Annotated in this window: 15 protein-coding genes; 3 read left to right on the top strand and 12 right to left on the bottom strand. The window is 72.9% G+C overall.

Features of this window, described 5'->3' with window-relative positions:
* On the top strand, positions 1-753 hold the full coding sequence (locus HP550_RS05155) for a PIG-L deacetylase family protein (protein ID WP_175346518.1): 753 nt from the start codon (positions 1-3) through the stop codon (positions 751-753).
* Here HP550_RS05155 and HP550_RS05150 read toward each other — a convergent pair whose 3' ends face one another.
* From HP550_RS05150 to HP550_RS05130, 5 genes are all read right to left on the bottom strand, one after another.
* Positions 754-1,146 carry a DUF7144 family membrane protein gene (locus tag HP550_RS05150; RefSeq protein ID WP_175346517.1) on the bottom strand — a complete coding sequence of 131 codons (393 nt, stop codon included), beginning with the start codon at positions 1,144-1,146 and terminating at the stop codon, positions 754-756. It lies immediately after the preceding gene.
* A gap of 31 nt (positions 1,147-1,177) precedes the next feature.
* Positions 1,178-2,773, bottom strand: coding sequence for an MFS transporter (locus tag HP550_RS05145; RefSeq protein WP_175346516.1), 1,596 nt, complete (start codon positions 2,771-2,773; stop codon positions 1,178-1,180).
* A 3-nt stretch (positions 2,774-2,776) separates the two neighbouring features.
* Complete coding sequence (locus HP550_RS05140) at positions 2,777-5,533, bottom strand: HAD-IC family P-type ATPase (RefSeq protein WP_175346515.1); 2,757 nt, start codon at positions 5,531-5,533, stop codon at positions 2,777-2,779.
* A gap of 100 nt (positions 5,534-5,633) precedes the next feature.
* Positions 5,634-7,736, bottom strand: a complete 2,103-nt coding sequence (locus HP550_RS05135; protein ID WP_175346514.1) for an MMPL family transporter — start codon at positions 7,734-7,736, stop codon at positions 5,634-5,636.
* Between the two features lie 169 nt (positions 7,737-7,905).
* Positions 7,906-8,949, bottom strand: coding sequence for an aminotransferase class V-fold PLP-dependent enzyme (locus HP550_RS05130; RefSeq protein ID WP_246280580.1), 1,044 nt, complete (start codon positions 8,947-8,949; stop codon positions 7,906-7,908).
* A gap of 65 nt (positions 8,950-9,014) precedes the next feature.
* Between HP550_RS05130 and HP550_RS05125 the strand changes: the two genes are divergently transcribed.
* Positions 9,015-9,353, top strand: a complete 339-nt coding sequence (locus HP550_RS05125) for a hypothetical protein (RefSeq protein ID WP_175346512.1) — start codon at positions 9,015-9,017, stop codon at positions 9,351-9,353.
* 54 nt (positions 9,354-9,407) lie between these two features.
* On the opposite strand, the gene HP550_RS05120 is transcribed toward HP550_RS05125, so the two are convergent.
* From HP550_RS05120 to HP550_RS05095, 6 genes are read right to left on the bottom strand one after another with little or no spacing between them, the layout of a single operon-like run.
* On the bottom strand, positions 9,408-9,938 hold the full coding sequence (locus HP550_RS05120; RefSeq protein ID WP_175346511.1) for an alpha/beta hydrolase family protein: 531 nt from the start codon (positions 9,936-9,938) through the stop codon (positions 9,408-9,410).
* Positions 9,935-10,741: a Cof-type HAD-IIB family hydrolase gene (locus tag HP550_RS05115; protein ID WP_175346510.1), complete on the bottom strand. Its 807-nt coding sequence runs from the start codon at positions 10,739-10,741 to the stop codon at positions 9,935-9,937. The genes HP550_RS05120 and HP550_RS05115 overlap by 4 nt, the downstream gene beginning before the upstream one ends.
* 12 nt (positions 10,742-10,753) lie before the next feature.
* Positions 10,754-11,998, bottom strand: coding sequence for an allantoate amidohydrolase (locus tag HP550_RS05110; protein WP_175346509.1), 1,245 nt, complete (start codon positions 11,996-11,998; stop codon positions 10,754-10,756).
* A complete protein-coding gene (locus HP550_RS05105; protein WP_246280578.1) occupies positions 11,998-13,206 on the bottom strand; it encodes a pyridoxal-phosphate-dependent aminotransferase family protein in 1,209 nt (402 codons plus the stop codon). Before HP550_RS05105 ends, HP550_RS05110 begins: the two co-directional genes overlap by 1 nt.
* Positions 13,203-14,690 carry an AtzH-like domain-containing protein gene (locus tag HP550_RS05100; protein WP_175346508.1) on the bottom strand — a complete coding sequence of 496 codons (1,488 nt, stop codon included), beginning with the start codon at positions 14,688-14,690 and terminating at the stop codon, positions 13,203-13,205. The genes HP550_RS05105 and HP550_RS05100 overlap by 4 nt, the downstream gene beginning before the upstream one ends.
* Positions 14,687-15,757, bottom strand: a complete 1,071-nt coding sequence (locus tag HP550_RS05095; RefSeq protein WP_175346507.1) for an acetamidase/formamidase family protein — start codon at positions 15,755-15,757, stop codon at positions 14,687-14,689. The genes HP550_RS05100 and HP550_RS05095 overlap by 4 nt, the downstream gene beginning before the upstream one ends.
* A 26-nt stretch (positions 15,758-15,783) precedes the next feature.
* Here HP550_RS05095 and HP550_RS05090 point away from each other — a divergent pair, with 26 nt between their 5' ends.
* Positions 15,784-16,464, top strand: a complete 681-nt coding sequence (locus tag HP550_RS05090; protein ID WP_343047988.1) for a YoaK family protein — start codon at positions 15,784-15,786, stop codon at positions 16,462-16,464.
* Positions 16,465-16,468: 4 nt separating this feature from the next.
* Here HP550_RS05090 and allB read toward each other — a convergent pair whose 3' ends face one another.
* On the bottom strand, positions 16,469-17,806 hold the full coding sequence (gene allB, locus HP550_RS05085) for an allantoinase AllB (RefSeq protein WP_175346506.1): 1,338 nt from the start codon (positions 17,804-17,806) through the stop codon (positions 16,469-16,471).
* Positions 17,807-17,822: the final 16 nt, after the last annotated feature.

Here is a 17,822-nt window from a genome sequence, read left to right as displayed (position 1 = left end):
ATGCCCGAGCTGCTGCCGGCGCTGCCGGACACCGCGTTCCAGCGCGTCCTGTGCGTCGTCGCGCACCCCGACGACGTCGAGTACGGCACGTCCTCCGCGGTGGCCGTCTGGACGGCACGCGGGGTCGAGGTCGCCTACCTGGTGCTCACCCGCGGGGAGGCCGGCATGGACGCGTCCCCGCCGGACCGCACCCGCGAGGTCCGCACCCGCGAGCAGGTCACCGGGTCCGCCGCGGTGGGCGTGACGGACGTGCGGTTCCTGGAGCACCCCGACGGCGTGCTCGAGTACGGGCTGCCCCTGCGGCGGGACATCGCCCGGCGCATCCGGGAGTGCCGGCCCGACGTGGTGCTCACCGGGTCGTGGGAGGTCGAGTTCGTGGCCGGGCTCAACATGGCCGACCACCGGGTCGCCGGCCTGGCCACGCTCGACGCGGTGCGCGACGCGGGCAACCGGTGGGTGTTCACCGAGCTGCTGGACGACGACGGCCTCGAGCCCTGGCAGGTGCGCTGGCTGCTGGTGGGCGGCGACTCCCGGCCGACGCACGGCGTGGACGTCACCGGAGAAGCGCTGCAGGCCGGGATCGCGTCGCTGGAGGCGCACGCGGAATACCTCGCCGGGCTGCCCGGCCATCCCGCACCCCGGGACATGCTCCCGATGATCGCGGGCATGCAGGGACGCGCGATGGGGGTCGAGCACGCGGTGCTGTTCCGCGCCTACGACCTGCAGGCGCCGCCACCGATGGTCGGCGAGTAGTCAGCGGGTGATGTCGCGGCCGTGCGCGGTGAGCGCCCAGATCACGAGCACGTTCAGCGTGATGATGATGACGCTCCACACGGGGTAGTACGGCAGCCACAGGAAGTTCAGCAGCGCGCCCAGGCCGGCCAGGAACACCCCGACGCTGCGGGCCCACACCGAGCCCGTGAGCACGAAGTACCCGGCGGCGGCGATGACGATCCCGGTGATCAGGTGGATCCAGCCCCACGTCGTGACGTCGAACGAGAAGGTCCACTCCTGACCGACGACGAAGAGCGTGTCGCCGAGCAGCGCGACCAGGCCCTCGACAGCCTGGAACATCCCCACCAGCAGCATGAGCACCGCGGCGAAGACGGTCAGTCCTACCGCGAACGAGTTGCGGGTCTCAGTCATCTCTGTCCTTTCGAGAGGTGGGCGAGCTGTGTCATCCCCAGACCGCGGCCTCGACGGGTGCGGCCGGGGGCGCGTAGGGGAGCCTGCCCGTGCGGAACGAGACCAGCAGGCCGCCGAGCGCGGCGACCAGCGGGACGAGCATGGCGATCTGCAGGGCGAGCGGCCGGGCCTCGGTGTTGATCCGGATGATCTCGTCCTGCGTGTCCTGCGGCTGGCCGGCGAGGAGCTCCTCGAGCTCGGTGGTGCTCACCACCTGCGCGTCGTGCTCCAGCACCTCCGCCACCTGCGTCTGCTCCGCGGCGTCCAGCACGGTGCTGTCGGACGCCATCGACGTGAAGATCGTCGAGAGCGCGGCCAGCAGGATCGCGCCGGCGAACGCGAGACCGAACGAGAGCCCGAACGAGCCGGCCGCGGAGTTGATCCCGGCTGCCTCGCTCACGCGCTCCTCGGAGATCGGTGCGAGCGTGTAGTTGTTCAGCTGCGAGACCAGCAGGCCCAGCCCGGAGCCGGCGACGAGCAGCGGGACCACCAGCCACCACCCCGAGTCCGCCCGCGGCACGACGAGGATCACGGTCGCGATGCCGACGAGCAGGAGCGCGAACCCCCACCGGATGATGCCGCTCGGGTTGCGGGTGCCGGCCTTCTTGCCGGCGACGAGCGCGACCGCGAACATGCTCAGCGACAGCGGTGCGATGGACAGGCCGGCCCCCATCGCGCTGTACTCCAGCACCACCTGGAGGTAGATCGGCAGCGCGATCATGGTCCCGCCGAGGGCGATCTGCTGGAGCGACTGCTCGGTGATCCCGAACCGGAACACCTTGGAGGCGAACAGGTCGGGGTCGATCAGCGTCGGCTGCGCCAGCCGTCTGCGCCGGCGGAGCCAGACGACCAGCGAGCCGAGCGCCACCACGCCGACGGCCAGGATCGCGACCACCGACTCGCCACCCTCCTGCCAGACGAGGATGCCGAGGACGACACCGCCCATGCCGAGCACCGAGAGCACGGCCCCGACCCCGTCGATGTGGCGGGATCCGGTGTACGGGACGTCCTTGACCAGGCGGATCCCCGAGAGCACGACGGCGATGATCACGACCTCGAGCAGGAACGCGAGCCGCCACGACAGGTACGTGGTGATGAACCCGCCGAGCAGGGGGCCGACCGCCGCAGCGATCGCCGCGGCCGCGCCGACCAGGGCGAACGCCTTGCGTTGGGCGGCGCCGGCGAAGTTCCCGTGGATGAGCGACTGCATCGCCGGCAGGAGCAGGGAGGCGCCGAGCCCGCCGATGATCGCCCAGAACACGATGATGGCCGTCAGGCTCTGCGCGAGGGTCATCGCCAGGGCGCCGACGGCGTAGGCCAGCAGGCCGACCACGTACGCCCGCTTGCGGCCGAACAGGTCGCCGATCTTGCTGCCGATGAGGATGAACGCGGCCGAGACCAGCGCCTCGAGGGCGATCGCGGACTGCACCCCGCTGACGGTCGTGTCGAGGTCGCGGACCACGGCCGAGATCGAGACGTTCATCAGCGACGTGTCCACCACGAGGACGAACATCGCCATCGCCAGCAGGATGGCGAGACGCGGGTTCCCCGCGGACGGTGTGGCGTCGTCCCCCGGCGTGGCGCTCATGGCTCACACCCGGGCGCGCGCCGGGCTCACCGCCTCCGGGGGAGCGAGCACGGGCTGGGTGGCCCTGCGGCGCATGAGCACCTTGTCGACCTCCGCGACGACGGGCAGCAGCAGGGCGAGCCCCAGGCAGGCGAGCCACTGGGACCCGGTGAGCGGCTGCGTGGTGAGCCAGCGCTGCAGGAAGTCCAGCTCGGTGGCCAGCACCACGAGGATCACCGGCACCGAGAGCACCTTGATCGCGGTCAGCAGCGGAGCGGCCAGCCCGGACTCGGGTTCGCGGCGCAGGACCAGGCCGGAGAGGACCGAGCCGAGCCCCATGACGACGAACGCCATCGTCATCGACGCCGTCGGGTGGTCGGCGGCCGGGGTGTCGGGACCGAGCACCAGCGGGATCGCCGAGGCGATGCACAGGATCGCGCCGTTGATGATCCAGCGGCGCACGGCGGGGCCGTTGGTGATCCCGACGTCCGGGTCGCGCGGCGCCCGGTCCATGATCCCGGGTCCCACCGGGTCGAGCATGATGGCGATCACGGGGAACACGCAGACGAAGAAGTTGAGGAACAGCACCATCATCGGGGTCATCGCGACACCGTCGGCGATGTCGAAGACGCTGGCCGCCAGGAACAGGACCACCAGACCGATGAGCTGGCTCATCTGGAAGCGGATGTACGCGGTGATCTTCTGGTAGATGCTGCGGCCCAGCTCGACGGCGTGCACCAGGGTGCTGAAGTTGTCGTCGGTGAGCACCAGGCGAGCCGCCTGCTTGGTGACCTCGCTGCCGGAGCCCATCGCGACGCCGATGTCGGCCTGCTTGATCGCGGCGGCGTCGTTGACCGCGTCGCCCGTCATGGCGACCACCAGGCCCTGCTTCTGCATGAGCTGGACCAGCCGGAGCTTGTCCTCGGGGGTGACGCGGCCGAACACGTGCAGGTTCGGCAGCCGCTCGAGCAGCTCCTCGTCGGTGAGGGCAGCCAGCTCGGGTCCGCTGATCGCTCCCGGGCCGAGTCCGAGCTGCTTGCCGATCGCGCTCGCGGTCACCGCGTGGTCGCCGGTGATCATGCGGACCTCGATGCCGGCCTTCAGGGCGATGTCGACGGCCACCTTGGCGGTCGGGCGCAACGGGTCGACGATGCCGACCAGCCCGACGAACACGAGCTCCTCGACGTAGGACATCGGGTCCGCGACCAGGGCGGCCTCGTCGGCCGGCGTGAGGAACCGCGTCGCGAAGGCGAGCGTGCGCAGACCCTGCTCGGCGAGCCGCTCCATCTCCGCCTCGATGTCGGCGCGCATGGCCTCCAGCGGGACGGTCTGGCCGGGACCGGCGAGGGCGTGCGTGCAGCGCTGCAGCACGACGTCCGGCCCGCCCTTGACCACCTCGACGAGCGACCGCTCGCCCCGCCAGGGCAGCCAGTGGGCGGTCGCCATGAACTTGTACGCCGAGTCGAACGGCACCTCCGCGACGCGGGGGTACGTGCGGCGGCTCTCCTCCGCGTCGATGCCCAGCTTGGCGGCGAGCACCACGAGTGCCGCCTCGGTCGGGTCGCCGATGACGCCGCCGGAGTCGGACACGGTCGCGTCGCTGGCCAGGCAGAGGCCGTAGGCCAGCGGGGTCAGGTCGGGGACCTCCGCACCGGCTGCCTGCAGGATCTGGCCGGTCTTGGCGTACCCGTTGCCCTCGACCGTGAAGTGCTGGCCCACGGTGTAGAGCGCGGTCACCGTCATCTCGTTGAGGGTGAGCGTCCCCGTCTTGTCGGAGTTGATCGAGCTGGTCGCCCCGAGCGTCTCGACGTCGTTGAGGTTGGCGACGACGGCCTTGGCGTCGGCCAGCTGGCGGGCTCCGTACGCGAGCATGGCCTGCACGAAGGTGGGCAGACCCGTCGGGATGGCCGAGATGGCGACCGCGGTCGCGAGGAACAGCAGGTCGCTCGGCGACTGGCCGCGCAGGACCCCGATGAGCACGATCACCGCGACCGCGCTCCACGCGATGACCCCGAGCACCTTGGTCAGCTTGTCGAGCTCGCGCTGCAGCGGCGACTTCGTCTTCTCCACGGACGAGAGCAGGGTGGCGATGTTGCCGATCTGCGTCGTCATGCCGGTCGCGGTGACGAGCATCGTGCCGGTGCCGCGGGTGACCGAGGTGTTCTGGAACGCCATGTTGGCGCGGTCACCGAGCGGGACGTCCTCGTCGGCGAGCGTGATCACGTCCTTGCCGATCGGGGTGCTCTCGCCGGTCAGCGCCGCTTCCTGCGTCTCCATGGTCGCGGTCCGCAGCAGCCGGCCGTCGGCGGGCACGATGTCGCCGGCCTCGAGCTCGACGATGTCGCCGGGCACCAGCTCGTTGGCGGGGATCTGCACCAGGGCGCCGTCCCGCCGCACGCGCGACTGCGGCTCCTGCATGGTGGCGAGCGCGTCGACGCTCTTGCGGGCGAGCATCTCCTGCCGGGCGCCGATGACCACGTTCACCACGACGAGGAACCCGACGATGAGCGCGGTCGAGCCCTGCCCGATCGCCGCGCTCACCGCCGCGACGGCGACGAGCATGATGTTCATCGGGTCGCGCAGCTGCGCGAGCACCACCGACCACACCGACGGTGCGGCCTGCGCGGTGAGCGTGTTCGGTCCGTAGCGCTCCCGGCGGGCAGTCACCTCCGCCGTGGTCAGGCCGGCCGCGAGGTCCGTGCTGAGCTGCGCGCTCGCGGCCTCGGGGTCGAGCGCCCACCAGCGGGTGGGGGCTGCGGTGCTGCTGAGAGTGTCGGTCACCGAAGGCTCCCTAGGCCGCGACGAGTGGTGCACGCTCGTGCGGCCACGCTAGCGCGAGATGCCCGGATCGCGGAGGATCCGGGCATCTCGGGTCAGCGGGTCAGGAGACGGGGACCGCGACGGGCTGCTCCGCGGGCTCGGGCTCCTTCTGCTTGCTGAGCGCGCTCGGCCACCACATGGCCTTCCCGATGTCGAGGTTCAGGGCCGTGACCAGCACCGACCGGACGATGAGGGTGTCCAGCAGCACGCCGAACGCCACGGCGAACCCGATCTCCGCGAACGCCACCAGCGGCAGCGTGCCGAGCACCGCGAACGTCCCCGCCAGGACCAGTCCGGCCGACGTGATCACCCCGCCGGTGGCCGCCAGGCCGACCAGCGAGCCGCGGTGGTGCCCGATCCGCAGCGCCTCCTCGCGCACCCGGGTCATGAGGAAGATGTTGTAGTCGATCCCCAGGGCCACCAGGAACACGAACACGAACAGCGGGAACGACGTGTCCGCCCCGGCGTAGCCGAAGACGTACTTGAACACGAGCGCGCTGATGCCGATGGCCGCGCCGAACGAGAGCACGACGGTGCCGATGAGCACCAGCGGGGCCACGATCGCCCGCAGCAGGACCATGAGGATGACGAACACGACGAGCAGGATGATCGGGATGATCAGCCGGTTGTCGTCGGCCGAGGCCCGCTGCACGTCGAGGTTGACCGCCGTCGTGCCACCGACCAGCGCCTCGGCGTCGGGCACCGCGTGCACCGCCTCGCGCACCCGGTCGACCGTGTCGTAGGCCTCGTCGGCGTCGGGCGCGGACGTCAGGGTGCCCTCGATGTAGGCGAGGTCGCCCAGCACGACGGGCTCGGCGACGCTCGCCGGGTCGATGCCCTCGACGTCCGCGAGGACAGCGGCGACGTCGTCGGCCTGGCCGGCGTTCGCGATGACGACGACGGGGGAGCCGGCGCCGCCGGGGAAGTGCGCGGAGAGCACCTTCTCGCCCACGATCGACGGCTGCTCGCCGCGGAACGACTCCTCGGTGGTCAGCCCGGTCGCGTTGAGCGCCACGATGCCGACGCACGCGACCAGGAGGGCCGCGGACGTGCCGATCCACGTCGCCCGGGGCCGACGCTCGATCCGACCGCCGACGCGTGCCCAGAAGCCGTGCTCGGACGGCTCGCTGTCACCCAGCTTGGGGGTGCGCGGCCAGAAGATCCACCGGCCGCAGGTGACCAGGAGCGCCGGCAGGAGGGTGAGCATGACGAGCAGGGCCACGCCGATGCCGATGGCGGCGACCGGGCCGAGTCCGGCCGTGGAGTTCATCGTCGCGAACAGCAGGGCGAGCATGCCGATGGCCACCGTGGCGCCGCTGGCGATGATCGCCGGGCTGGCCCGGTGCAGGGCCAGCGCCATCGCCTCGTGCCGGTCGCCGTGCTTGCGCAGCTCCTCGCGGTAGCGGGCGACCAGGAGCAGGGCGTAGTCCGTCCCCGCGCCGAACACGAGGACCGTGAGGATGCCGGCGCTCTGCGCGTTGACGGTCAGGTCGTAGTTGTCCGCGAGCAGGTAGATCAGGGCCTGGGAGACCGTGAGCGCGACGCCCGCGGAGATGACCGGCAGGATCCACAGGATCGGGCTGCGGTAGGTGATGAGCAGGATGACGATGACGACGGCGACGGCCGCGTACAGCAGCGTGCCGTCGATGCCCTCGAACGCCTCGGACGAGTCCGCGGCGGAGCCGGCCGGTCCGGTCACGTAGACGTCGAGACCGTCTGGCCCGTCCTCCGCGGTGGCCCGCAGGTCGACGACGGCGTCGGCGGCGAGGTTCCAGCCGTCGGAGCCGAGATCGAGCGGGACGATGATCTGCGCGGCCTGGCCGTCCTCGGACGGGATCGGGCCGACGACCTCGCCGTCCAGCGTGTCGAGCGTGCCGAACTCCGCTGCGTCGGCCGCGATCGCAGCGAGGTCGTCGGGCGTGAGACCGGACGAGCGCTCGTAGACCATGACCGCGGGGATGGTGTTGGCGGACACGAAGCTGCCGGCGGCGTCGAGCACCTCGGTCGACTCGGCGTTGGCGGGCAGCCAAGACTTGGCGTCGTTGTCCTGCGCACCCGTGAGCTTGCCCGCGAGGGGCCCTAGGAGCGCGACCACGACGAGCCAGAAGACGATGACGGCGAACTTGAGGTAGCGATGGGTGATCCATCCGGCGACCTGAGACATGGGTGTTCCTCTGCAGAAGGGGGGTCGACGACGACTCGAAAGGTGCGGTCCGCCCGACGGGAGATACCACGTCGGGGTCCGGTCTCGGTGCTGACAGCGATCCTAGGATTTCGGGGTCGGCAGGCCCAGCGATATCAGGGAGACCCCCGAATCGACCCTCAGGTTCCCCTCAGGAGTTGCTCAGGGCAGCCACGGCGCGCGCCACGTCGTCGGCGTCGTTCCAGACGTGGAACGCGAGCCGGACCCCGCCGCCGCGGCCGGCCGCACGGACTCCCTGCGCGGCGAGCCGGGCCCGCCGGGAACCCGCCGCGTCGTCGGGCAGCGCGACGATCGCGCTGCCCCCGGGCTCCAGCCTGAGCCCGGCACGGAAGGCGTCCGCGAGGCCGACCGCGTAGCGATGGACGTCGTCCGCGGGTGCGTCGGCGAAGAGCTCCAGTGCGGGGACCGCGCCCACCCAGCAGAGCCAGGCGGGGGACACGTCGAGCCGACGGGCATCGGTGGCGAGCACCATGTGCGGGCCGTAGACCGACGACCAGATATCCTCGCCCGCGTACCAGCCCGCGCTGGTCGGGCGGAGCCGGTCGAGCACGTCCGGGCGGACCGTGAGGAACGCGGTGCCGCGCGGGGCGGACAGCCACTTGTACGACGCGCAGACGGTGACGTCGAAGGCGGTCGCGTCCACGGGCAGCCAGCCGGCGGCCTGCGTCACGTCGCAGACGGTCACGGCACCGGCTGCGGCGGCAGCCGTGCGGATGGCGTCGACGTCGGCGATCCGCCCGTCGCGCGACTGCACCAGCGAGAACGCGACGGTGTGGGTCGACGTCCGGACCTCGTCGGCCAGCGGCACCTGCCGGACGGTGACGCCGCGGTCGGCGTGCGCGAGGAACGGGAAGACCACCGAGGCGAAGTCGCCGTCGACCACGAGCACCTCGGCGCCGTCCGGCACGCTCGACGCGACCAGGCCGACCAGCGCGGACGTCTGCGATCCGATCGCCACCCACGAGGGGTCGACCCCGACCAGCCGGGCGAAGGCGGCGCGCGAGGCCGCGACCGCCTCGTCGTACACCGCGAGGTCGGCGTCGCCGGCCTGCCAGGTGTCCAGGGCGTCGCGCATCGCGTCCACGGTCGCCCGGGCCGGCAACCCGCACGTGGCCGCGTCGAGGTAGCCGGGCACGGGGGCGAACGCGGAGCGCAGGTGGGTCAGGGCGTCCATGGCGCCGATCATCTCAGCCCGAGGTCGCGCCGAATGGCGCCCGCGTCTGCGCTCCGCTCGCTAGCGTGACGTCTGGCACCGCCGCCGACCGAGGAGTCACCCCCATGCCGCCGTACTGGACCGCGCGCCGCATCCTCTGGACCGGTGTGGTCGTGGCGCTCGGCGCCAGGCTCGTCGTCCTTCCGGCGTTCTACGCCCTCGTGAACGCGGTTCCGTTCGCTGTCGACGTCTACGGCTTCGGGGTGGTCGACGTCTACGGCTGGCTCGAGGCCGTCATCTCGATCGCGGCGTGGGTGGGGGCGTCGATGGTCGCTGCCTCGTTCGTCGTGCGCGTCCTGGAGGAGCGCGGCGTGGTCCCCGAGGTGGTCCAGGGCGCCGACGCCGACCGGTCGAGCGAGCTCTGACAGGTCAGGCGAGCGTCGAGTGAAGACTTCGTCGCTCTGAACGCGACGAAGTCTTCACGCGAGCGTGCTGAGCCAGTCGCGGACCGCGGCGGCCACGGCGGTGTGGCTCGTCGGCTGGTGGGGTCCGGGCAGGAAGACCGTGCTGACCGGGCCCGGGATGACGGACAGGTGGGCGGCGAGCTCGTCGGGGGAGCCGAACGGGTCGGTGGTGCCCGAGACCGCCAGGACCGGGACGCGGAGGTCGGGCAGGTGCGCGGTGCGGAGCTGGTCCGGGCGTCCCGGCGGGTGCAGCGGGTAGGACAGCAGGACCAGGCCGGCGGCGGGCAGTCCCTGCGCGACGGCCATCGAGCACATGCGGCCGCCGAACGAGCGGCCGCCGAGCACCAGGGCCTCGGTGCCGACGCCGAGCGACGACGCGAACGCCTCGGCCTGCGCCCGGACCGCCGCGATCGCCGGAGCCGCGGTCTTCGGGAGGTCGAGCCGCAGCACGGGCAGCGGTGCGACGGCCGCCTCGACCGCGACGAGCGCCGGGCTGTCGCGGTTCCCGCCGAAGCCGGGGGTGAGCAGCAGGCCGGCGACGGTCATCGCAGCCCCAGCACCGAGGTGATCGTCCGGACCACGCCGTTGGCGGTGTTGGCGGGTGCGACGAACCGGGCGTGCGCGCGGACGTCGGGGTGTGCGTTGTCCATGGCGAACGACCAGTACGCCGCGTCGAGCATGCCGATGTCGTTGAAGTAGTCGCCGAACACCATGGTCTGCTCGGCGGTCACCCCGAGCGCGGCCTGGACAGCCCGCAGCGCGTGGCCCTTGTCGGCGGTCGGGCTCATCACGTCCACCCAGTGCTCGCCCGAGACCAGCGGATCGAACGACGACAGCAGCGGGCCGGCGCCGGACGCCGCCGAGCCGAAGTCGTAGACCGCGACCTTCAGCACCTCGTCGTCGACCTCCGTCAGGTCGCCGACCCGCTCGAGCTTCGCGTAGTAGGGCGTCGCATGGTCGAGGAACGCGTCGTCGGTGCGCTCGACGTAGGCCGAGCGCTTGCCGCACAGGACGACGCCCAGGTCGAGGTGACGGGCGGCGCGGACGACCTCGACGGCCTTGCGCGCGGTGCCCAGGTCGAGGCCGTCGGAGCTGATCTCCTCGTCGTGCTGCACCACGTAGGCGCCGTTCTCCGCGATGTAGACCAGCTCGTCGCGACCGAACTGCCGGCGCAGGGTGGCGTACTGCCGACCGCTCGCCGGGCTCAGGCGGATGCCGCGGCGGTCCAGCTGGTCGAGCAGCGGCCAGAAGTCGTCGTGGATCCGCTTCTCGTCGTCGAGCAGGGACCCGTCCAGGTCCACCGCGATGAGCCGGATGTCGGGGACGGGGTCGAAGACGAGGGGTTCCACGGGACGATTCTCTCAGGAGGCCTCGCGGGCCAGGTGCTCGACCGTCGCAGTCAGCGCGCGCAGGCCCGTCTCCACGTCGGCCAGGCTGACGTCCTCGTCGGGGTGGTGGCTGATGCCGTCGGGGTTGCGCAGGAACAGCATGCCGACGCCGGTCACCGCTCCCATGGCCATGGCGTCGTGCCCCGCACGGCTGAACAGGGCCGGGACGTGACGGCGGCCGGTGTCCTCGATCCCCGCGCGGACGACGTCCTGGAGGAGGGTGTCGCACCGGACCGCGGGCGCCTCGTGCAGCTCCCGCGCGGACCAGGTCAGCCCGCGCCGACCGGCGATCTCGTCCATGGCCGACGTGATGCCGCGCCACACGCGGTCGCGGTCGTCGTCGTGCTCGCCACGCAGGTCCACCGTGAGCCGGGCCTCGCCGGGCACCACGTTGACCGCGCCCGGGAACGTCTCCAGCCGGCCGACGGTCCCGATGATGTGGTGCTCGGCGCGGCAGAGGCGCTCGACCGCCAGCGCGACCTCGCTGGCGCCCAGCAGGGCGTCGTGGCGCTTCTCGTACCGCGCGCCTCCGGCGTGCCGGGCCTCGCCGTCGATCTGCACGGCGAACCGCCGGGCGCTCGCGATCGAGGTGACGACGCCGAGGGGAGCGCCGCCGTCGTCGAGCTCCGGTCCCTGCTCGATGTGCGCCTCGAGGTACCCCGCCAGCGAGTCGGGGGTCCGCGCGGCCGCACCGATGCGCCCCGGGTCCAGGCCGAACTCCCCGAACGCCGTGCGCAGCGTGGTGCCGTGCTCGTCGGTCAGGTCCCACCACGCCTCGTTCCAGCGACCGGCAATCGCGGAGGACCCGAGCAGGGCGGTGCCGAACCGGGCGCCCTCCTCGTCCCAGAACGCCACGACGTCGAGCCCGAAGCGCAGCGACGCGGCCTGGGGTCGCAGCGCCCGGACCACCTCGATCGCCATGAGCACGCCGAGGATCCCGTCGTACCGGCCGGCGTCGCGCACGGTGTCCAGGTGCGAGCCGAGCAGGAGCGAGGGTGCCTCGGGGTCCCGACCGGCCAGGTGACCGCACTGGTTGCCGGCCGCGTCCTGCCACGTGTCGAGGCCCACCTCGCGCATCCAGCGGGCCGCCACCCGGTTCACGCGCGCGTGCTCGGGGGACAGGTAGACGCGCTCGATCCCGCCGGTCATCGACGTGTATGCGGCGAGCTCGTCGCAGCGGGCCATGATGCGACGGGCGGCGGTGGGGGCGTCGAGCATCAGAGCTCTGCGTACGCTGCGTCGACGCCGCCGCCCGGCGGGACCTGGGCTCCCGCGCGGCGCAGCACCTGCTCCAGCGCGGCCAGCGTGGTCAGGACCGCGTCGTGCCGTGCGTTCAGACCCATGGTGCCGATCCGCCAGACGCGACCGTGCAGCGGGCCGAACGACGTGCCGATCTCGATGCCGAAGTCCTGGAGCAGCGCCCCGCGGACGGCGTCCCCGTCCACACCGTCCGGGATCTCGACCGCGACCACGTTGTGCATCTTGTGCGCCACGTCCCCGAACACCCCCAGCCCCAGCCCCCGGACCCCCGCGAGCATCGCGCGACCGGCCCGCTCATGCCGGTCGATGACGGCCTGCCGGCCCTCCTCGAGGATGATCCGGGCGCACTCGCGGGCGGCGTACAGCATGCTCGTCGCCTCGGTGTGGTGGTTCAACCGCCGTGGCCCCCAATAGTCGAGGATCATGCCGAGGTCGAAGTAGTTGGAGTGCACGGGTTCGCCGGTGTCCTCGTCGGACTCCTCACGGATCCCCGCCTCGATGCGGCGCCGTCCCCGGATCACGTCGACCGCCTTGTCCGACAGGCTGATCGGCGCGCTCCCTGAGGGGCCGGACAGGCACTTCTGCAGGCCGGCCGTGGCGGCGTCCAGGCCCCACGCGTCCATCTCGAACGCGTTGCCGCCCAGCGACGCGGTGGCGTCGGTGTAGAACAGCACGCCGTGCTTCTGGCAGATCGCCCCGAGCTCGTCGAGCGGCTGGAGCATGGTCGTCGACGTGTCGCCCTGCACGACCGCCAGCAGGTGCGGGCGCACCCGCACGATCGCCTCCTCGATGACGGACGCCGGGAACACCTGCCCCCACGGCACCTCGATGGTGTGCACCTCGGCCTGCGCGCGCAGCGCGATCTCGGCGAGCAGGTGCCCGAACCGCCCGAACACCGGGACCAGGACGCGCTCGCCCGGACGCACCAGAGACACGATCGCCGCCTCGATCCCCGCGCGCGAGGTCCCGTCGACCAGCAGGGTCGCGTCGTTGGTCGTCGCGAAGACCTCGCGGTACAGGGCCATCGTCTCGTTCATGTACCCCGTCATCACCGGGTCGTACTGGCCGACCAGCGGGGTGGACAGCGCGCGCAGCACGCGCGGGTCGGCGTTGACCGGGCCCGGGCCCATGAGCAGGCGGGCGGGCGGGTTCACCGGGGTGGTCATGCGGGTCCTCCGAGGGAGCGGGCGAGGCGGATCAGCGAGAGGTCGCTGCCGCGGGGGCCGACGAAGCAGACGCCGACGGGCGCCGGTCCCACGCGCAACGCGGGGACGGAGAGCGCCGGCAGGCCGCCGATGCCCGCCAGCGCGGTCATCCGCAGGGTGGCCGCGCGGACGTGCTCGAGGTCGTCCGTCCGGGCGGGGGCCGGACCTGGGGTGGTCGGCAGGACGAGGACGGCGTCGTCGACGATCGCGCGGATCACCCCGGAGAGCCGGTCGACCTCGGCCCGGGCGGAGGCCTCGTCCGACGCGGTCACGTCCCGCGCGATCGCGAACCGCTCGCGCACGCCGGGTCCGACGGCGTCCGGGTGCGCGTCGATCCAGGCGCCGTGCGCGCGCCACGCCTCGGCGGCCTGCACCACGCGGAACGCCTCGAACCACGCGTCGAGCGGGCCGACCTCGACCTCCTCGACTGTTCCGGGCGCCCACGACTCGAACGCCTCACGGGTGGCGGGGTCGACCAGACGCAGGACCTCCGAGGGCACGACCAGGCGCGACGGCAGCGGCGGGGCGTCGTCGTCGAGGCACCAGGCGGCGACGAGCTCCAGCGTCGCACCCGTCCGGGTCAGCCAGCCGACCGTGTCGAACGACGGCGCCAGCGGGAGCATGCCCTGCCGCGGCACCAGCCCGTGCGTGGTCCGCAGCCCCCACAGGCCCTGGTAGCTCGCGGGCACGCGGACCGAGCCGGCCGTGTCGCTGGCCAGGCCCACGTCCGCCTGCCCGGTGGCGACCGCGGTCGCGGGCCCGCTGGACGAGCCGCCCGGGAGTGCCCCCGGGACCGCGCCGTTGGCGGGGGTGCCGTAGTGCGGGTTGGCGCCCGCGATCGAGTAGGCGAGCTCGTCGGTGCGGGCCAGGCCACGGACGGACGCCCCGCCCTTGAGCAGGTCGAGCACCGCCGGGGCGTGCTCGCGCTCGCGGGCCGCCTCCCGCAGCCACGTCGGGTTGCCCGCACCGATCCGGTAGCCGCGGACCGCGAACACGTCCTTGACCGCCACGCGCAGACCGAGCAGCGGACCGTCGAACGCGCCCTGGTACAGCGGGTCGCCGACCGTGCGCCACACCGAGGTGTCGAAGCTCCGGGTCCGGCCGGTGACGTGCGCGGCGGTGATCCGCCAGCGGCCCTCGGAGAGCTGCCACACCTGCGTCTGCAACCCGGAGCCGCCGCCCTCGTAGCGGGAGGTCGCGACGATCAGCCAGCAGTCGTCCGCGAGCTGCCGGGACTCCACCCGGTCCAGCACCCGGGGGGCGATCCCGCCGCGCGTGCTGCGGAACGCGCTGATGGCGTCGTGCCCCACCAGCAGGCCGTCGCCGTCGCCGCGCAACGTCCGGGGGCCGGCCGCGAAGGCGTCGTCCAGGGCCGCGACGTCGTCGGTCGCCAGCGCGCGCTCGTACGCGTCGAACGCCTCCTGGAGGTCCGCGGGCAGGCTCATCGGGCGAGCCCGTCGAAGTCGGCGACGCGGATCCGGGCGTGGGCCCCGCAGACCTGGTCGACCACCTGCGAGATGTTGATGTCGGTGGCCGCCGACAGGTACGCGTAGGCGAGGTGCTCGTCGAGCCCCCACCGGGCCTGCAGCAGGGCGAGCGCGGCCCGGACGCACCTGCGCACCGCTTCGTTCAGATCGGGATCCATGCCGGTAGGCACCAGGTACTCGGGGGTCTCGACCAGAGGCCCCTCGAAGGGACCGAACCGGGCGAGCGCCTCCACGGCGGGCACCACGTCGAAGCGCAGCGTGACCCGCAGGGAGGCCTCCAACGCGGTGAGCGCCACCTCGCCGTCGCCCTGCGCGAAGTGCGGGTCGCCCACGTAGGCCAGCGCGCCCGGCACCTGCACCGGCAGGTAGAGCGTGGAGCCCACCTGGAGCAGGTTGATGTCGATGTTCCCCCCGTGCGCACCGGGCGGCACGGAGTGCGGTCGCTCGTCGCCGGCCACCGCGACACCCATGATCCCGAGGAAGGGGGCCAGCGGGAACTCGATCAGGCGCTCGCCGCCCTCGACCGCGGGCAGGTACCCGACGTCTCCGCGGACCGTGGCGAACACGCTGACGTTCTCCGGCCCCCGTGGCAGCTCACCGGCCAGCGCGCCGCGGCCGTGCCGGTTCGAGATGACCCCGTACGGCACCCGCGGGGTGGTCTCGAGCACCGTGATCGCCAGCAGGTCGCCCGATTGCGCGCCCTCGACGTGGATCGGTCCGGTCACCACGTGCGGGCCGTCGGTGGCCTTGCGGGTCAGGGTCCCGACGATCTCGATCGCGTCGGTCAGCACGTCGCCCGGCGCCACCCCGTGGCCGGTGAACCACGCCAGCGGGTCGCTGCCCTGGTCGTCCAGCAGGCCCTCGTGGCTGACCGTGTCGATGGTGACCTCGGTGCCGGGTGCGACGCGCAGCACCGGCTCGTCGGCGCCACAGGGCAGGCGTCCCCACAGGACGGTCTGCGGGGTCGACGGCAGGTACGCCGCCGCCCGGATCGGGCCCGTGCCCGGCTGCAACGTTGCACTCATCGGTCCTGCACCCCCACGATGACGCGGTGAGGACCTGGGACGACGCGCGCCGACACCTGGTGCTCATGCTGGCTCTGACGTTCACGACGGGCATCGTCGATGCCGTCGGCTACCTGGGCCTGGACCGGGTGTTCACCGCGAACATGACCGGCAACGTGGTCATCCTCGGCATGGGTCTCGCGGGTGCCGACGACCTGCCCGTCCTCGGCCCGGCGCTCGCGCTGGTCGGCTTCCTGGCTGGTGCCGCGGTCGGCGGACGCGTGCTGCGGACCGCCCCGGCCGGCTGGTCGCACCGCACGAGCGGCACCTTCGCGGCCACCGGGGTGCTCGCGGTCGTCCTCGGTGTGGGCGCGCTCGTGGCGACCCCGGTCGAGGGGACGTGGTGGGCGTTCGTCGTCACCGCCCTGCTGGCCGTCGCGATGGGGCTCCAGGCCGCGAGCGCCCGCCGACTCGCCGTCAAGGACGTGACCACGGTGGTCGTGACGTCCACGCTCACCGGGCTCGCGGCGGACAGCCGGCTGGCCGGCGGCGCGGGCGACGGGTGGGCGCGGCGCTCGCTGGCGGTGCTGCTGATCCTGCTCGGCGCCGGCGTCGGAGCGCTGCTGCTGAAGGTCGGGGGCGAGCAGGGCGTGGGCGTGGGGATGCTGTTCGCGGGGGTGCTGGCGCTGGTGGCGGCCGCGCTCGGGCACCGGCACCGCGAGGCCTGACGGCTCACGCACGGGCGACCTCCGGCAGGAGCACGCGGCCGGTGCCCGGAGCGGTCACCGCTCCGCCCTGCACGATCGGTGACCCGTGCAGCCACACGGTCCGCACGGCACCGGCGAGCGTGGCGCCGTCGTAGGGCGAGATCGGGTTCCGGTGCTCCAGGGCATGCACGTCGACGACGCGCTCCTGGTCGGGCGCGAACGCGACCAGGTGCGCTGGCGCACCGACGGACAGCCGGCCCAGGTCCAGCCCGGCGACGCGCGCCGGCCCGGTGGTGACCAGCGGAAGCAGGGCCTCGAGCGCGATCCCGCGCCTGCGCGCCTCGGTCCACACCACCGACAGCCCCAGCTGGAGGCCGGCGATGCCGCCCCAGGACAGCCCGAAGTCGGTGTTCTTCAGGTCGGCGGTGGACGGGGAGTGGTCGGAGACGATCGCGTCGATCGTGCCGTCGAGCACGGCCTCCCACAGCAGGTCCTGGTTGCCGGCGTCGCGGATGGGCGGGCAGCACTTGAACTGCGTGGCGGCGGCCGGCACGTCCTCGGCCCGCAGCGCCAGGTAGTGCGGGCAGGTCTCGACGGTCAGCGGCAGGCCCTCGGCCTTGGCGGCGCGCACCAGGTCGAGCGAGCCGGCGTCGGACAGGTGCAGGACGTGGGCGCGGGCGCCGGTGCGGCGCATCGCGTCGATCACCCGGCCGATCGCGTGCCGCTCGCTCACGGCGGGCCGGCTGGCCAGGAAGTCGGCGTACCGCTCTCCCAGCGCGCCGTCGCCGCGCAGGTCCGCGGGGTCCTCCGCGTGCACGATCAGGACGCTGCCGAGGGTGGCCACCTCGGCCAGCGCGGCCTCCAGCTGGGCGGCGTCGAGGTGCCCGAACTCGTCGACGCCCGACGGCGTGAGGAACGCCTTGAACCCCCGGACCCCGGCGGCGTGCAGCGGCGCGAGCGATCCCAGGTTGTCGGGCACGGCCCCGCCCCAGAACGCGACGTCCACCGTGAGCTTGTAGGCGGTCGCGGCTCGTTTGGCGTCCAGCGCCCGGACCGTCGTGGTCGGCGGGACGGAGTTGAGCGGCATGTCGACCAGCGTCGTCACCCCGCCCGCCGCCGCGGCGCGCGTCGCCGACGCGAAACCCTCCCAGTGCGTGCGGCCCGGCTCGTTGACGTGCACGTGGCTGTCGACCAGGCCGGGCAGCAGGACCTCGTCCTCGGCGAGGTCGAGAATGCCGGCGCCGTCGGCCACCGGCCCGTCGAGCGCGCTGATCCGGCCGTCGGTCACCTGCACGACAGCCGGACGGAACGCACCGTCCACCCACGCGCGCGCGGCACGGACGACAAGGTCGGGCACGGTCATGGCGGCTCCCAGGTGG

The sequence above is a fragment of the Cellulomonas humilata genome, assembly GCF_013359775.1.
Classification (GTDB): Bacteria; Actinomycetota; Actinomycetes; order Actinomycetales; family Cellulomonadaceae; genus Cellulomonas; species Cellulomonas humilata.
Note: the sequence above shows the minus strand (reverse complement) of the source record. Positions and strands in the feature narration are given on the sequence as shown.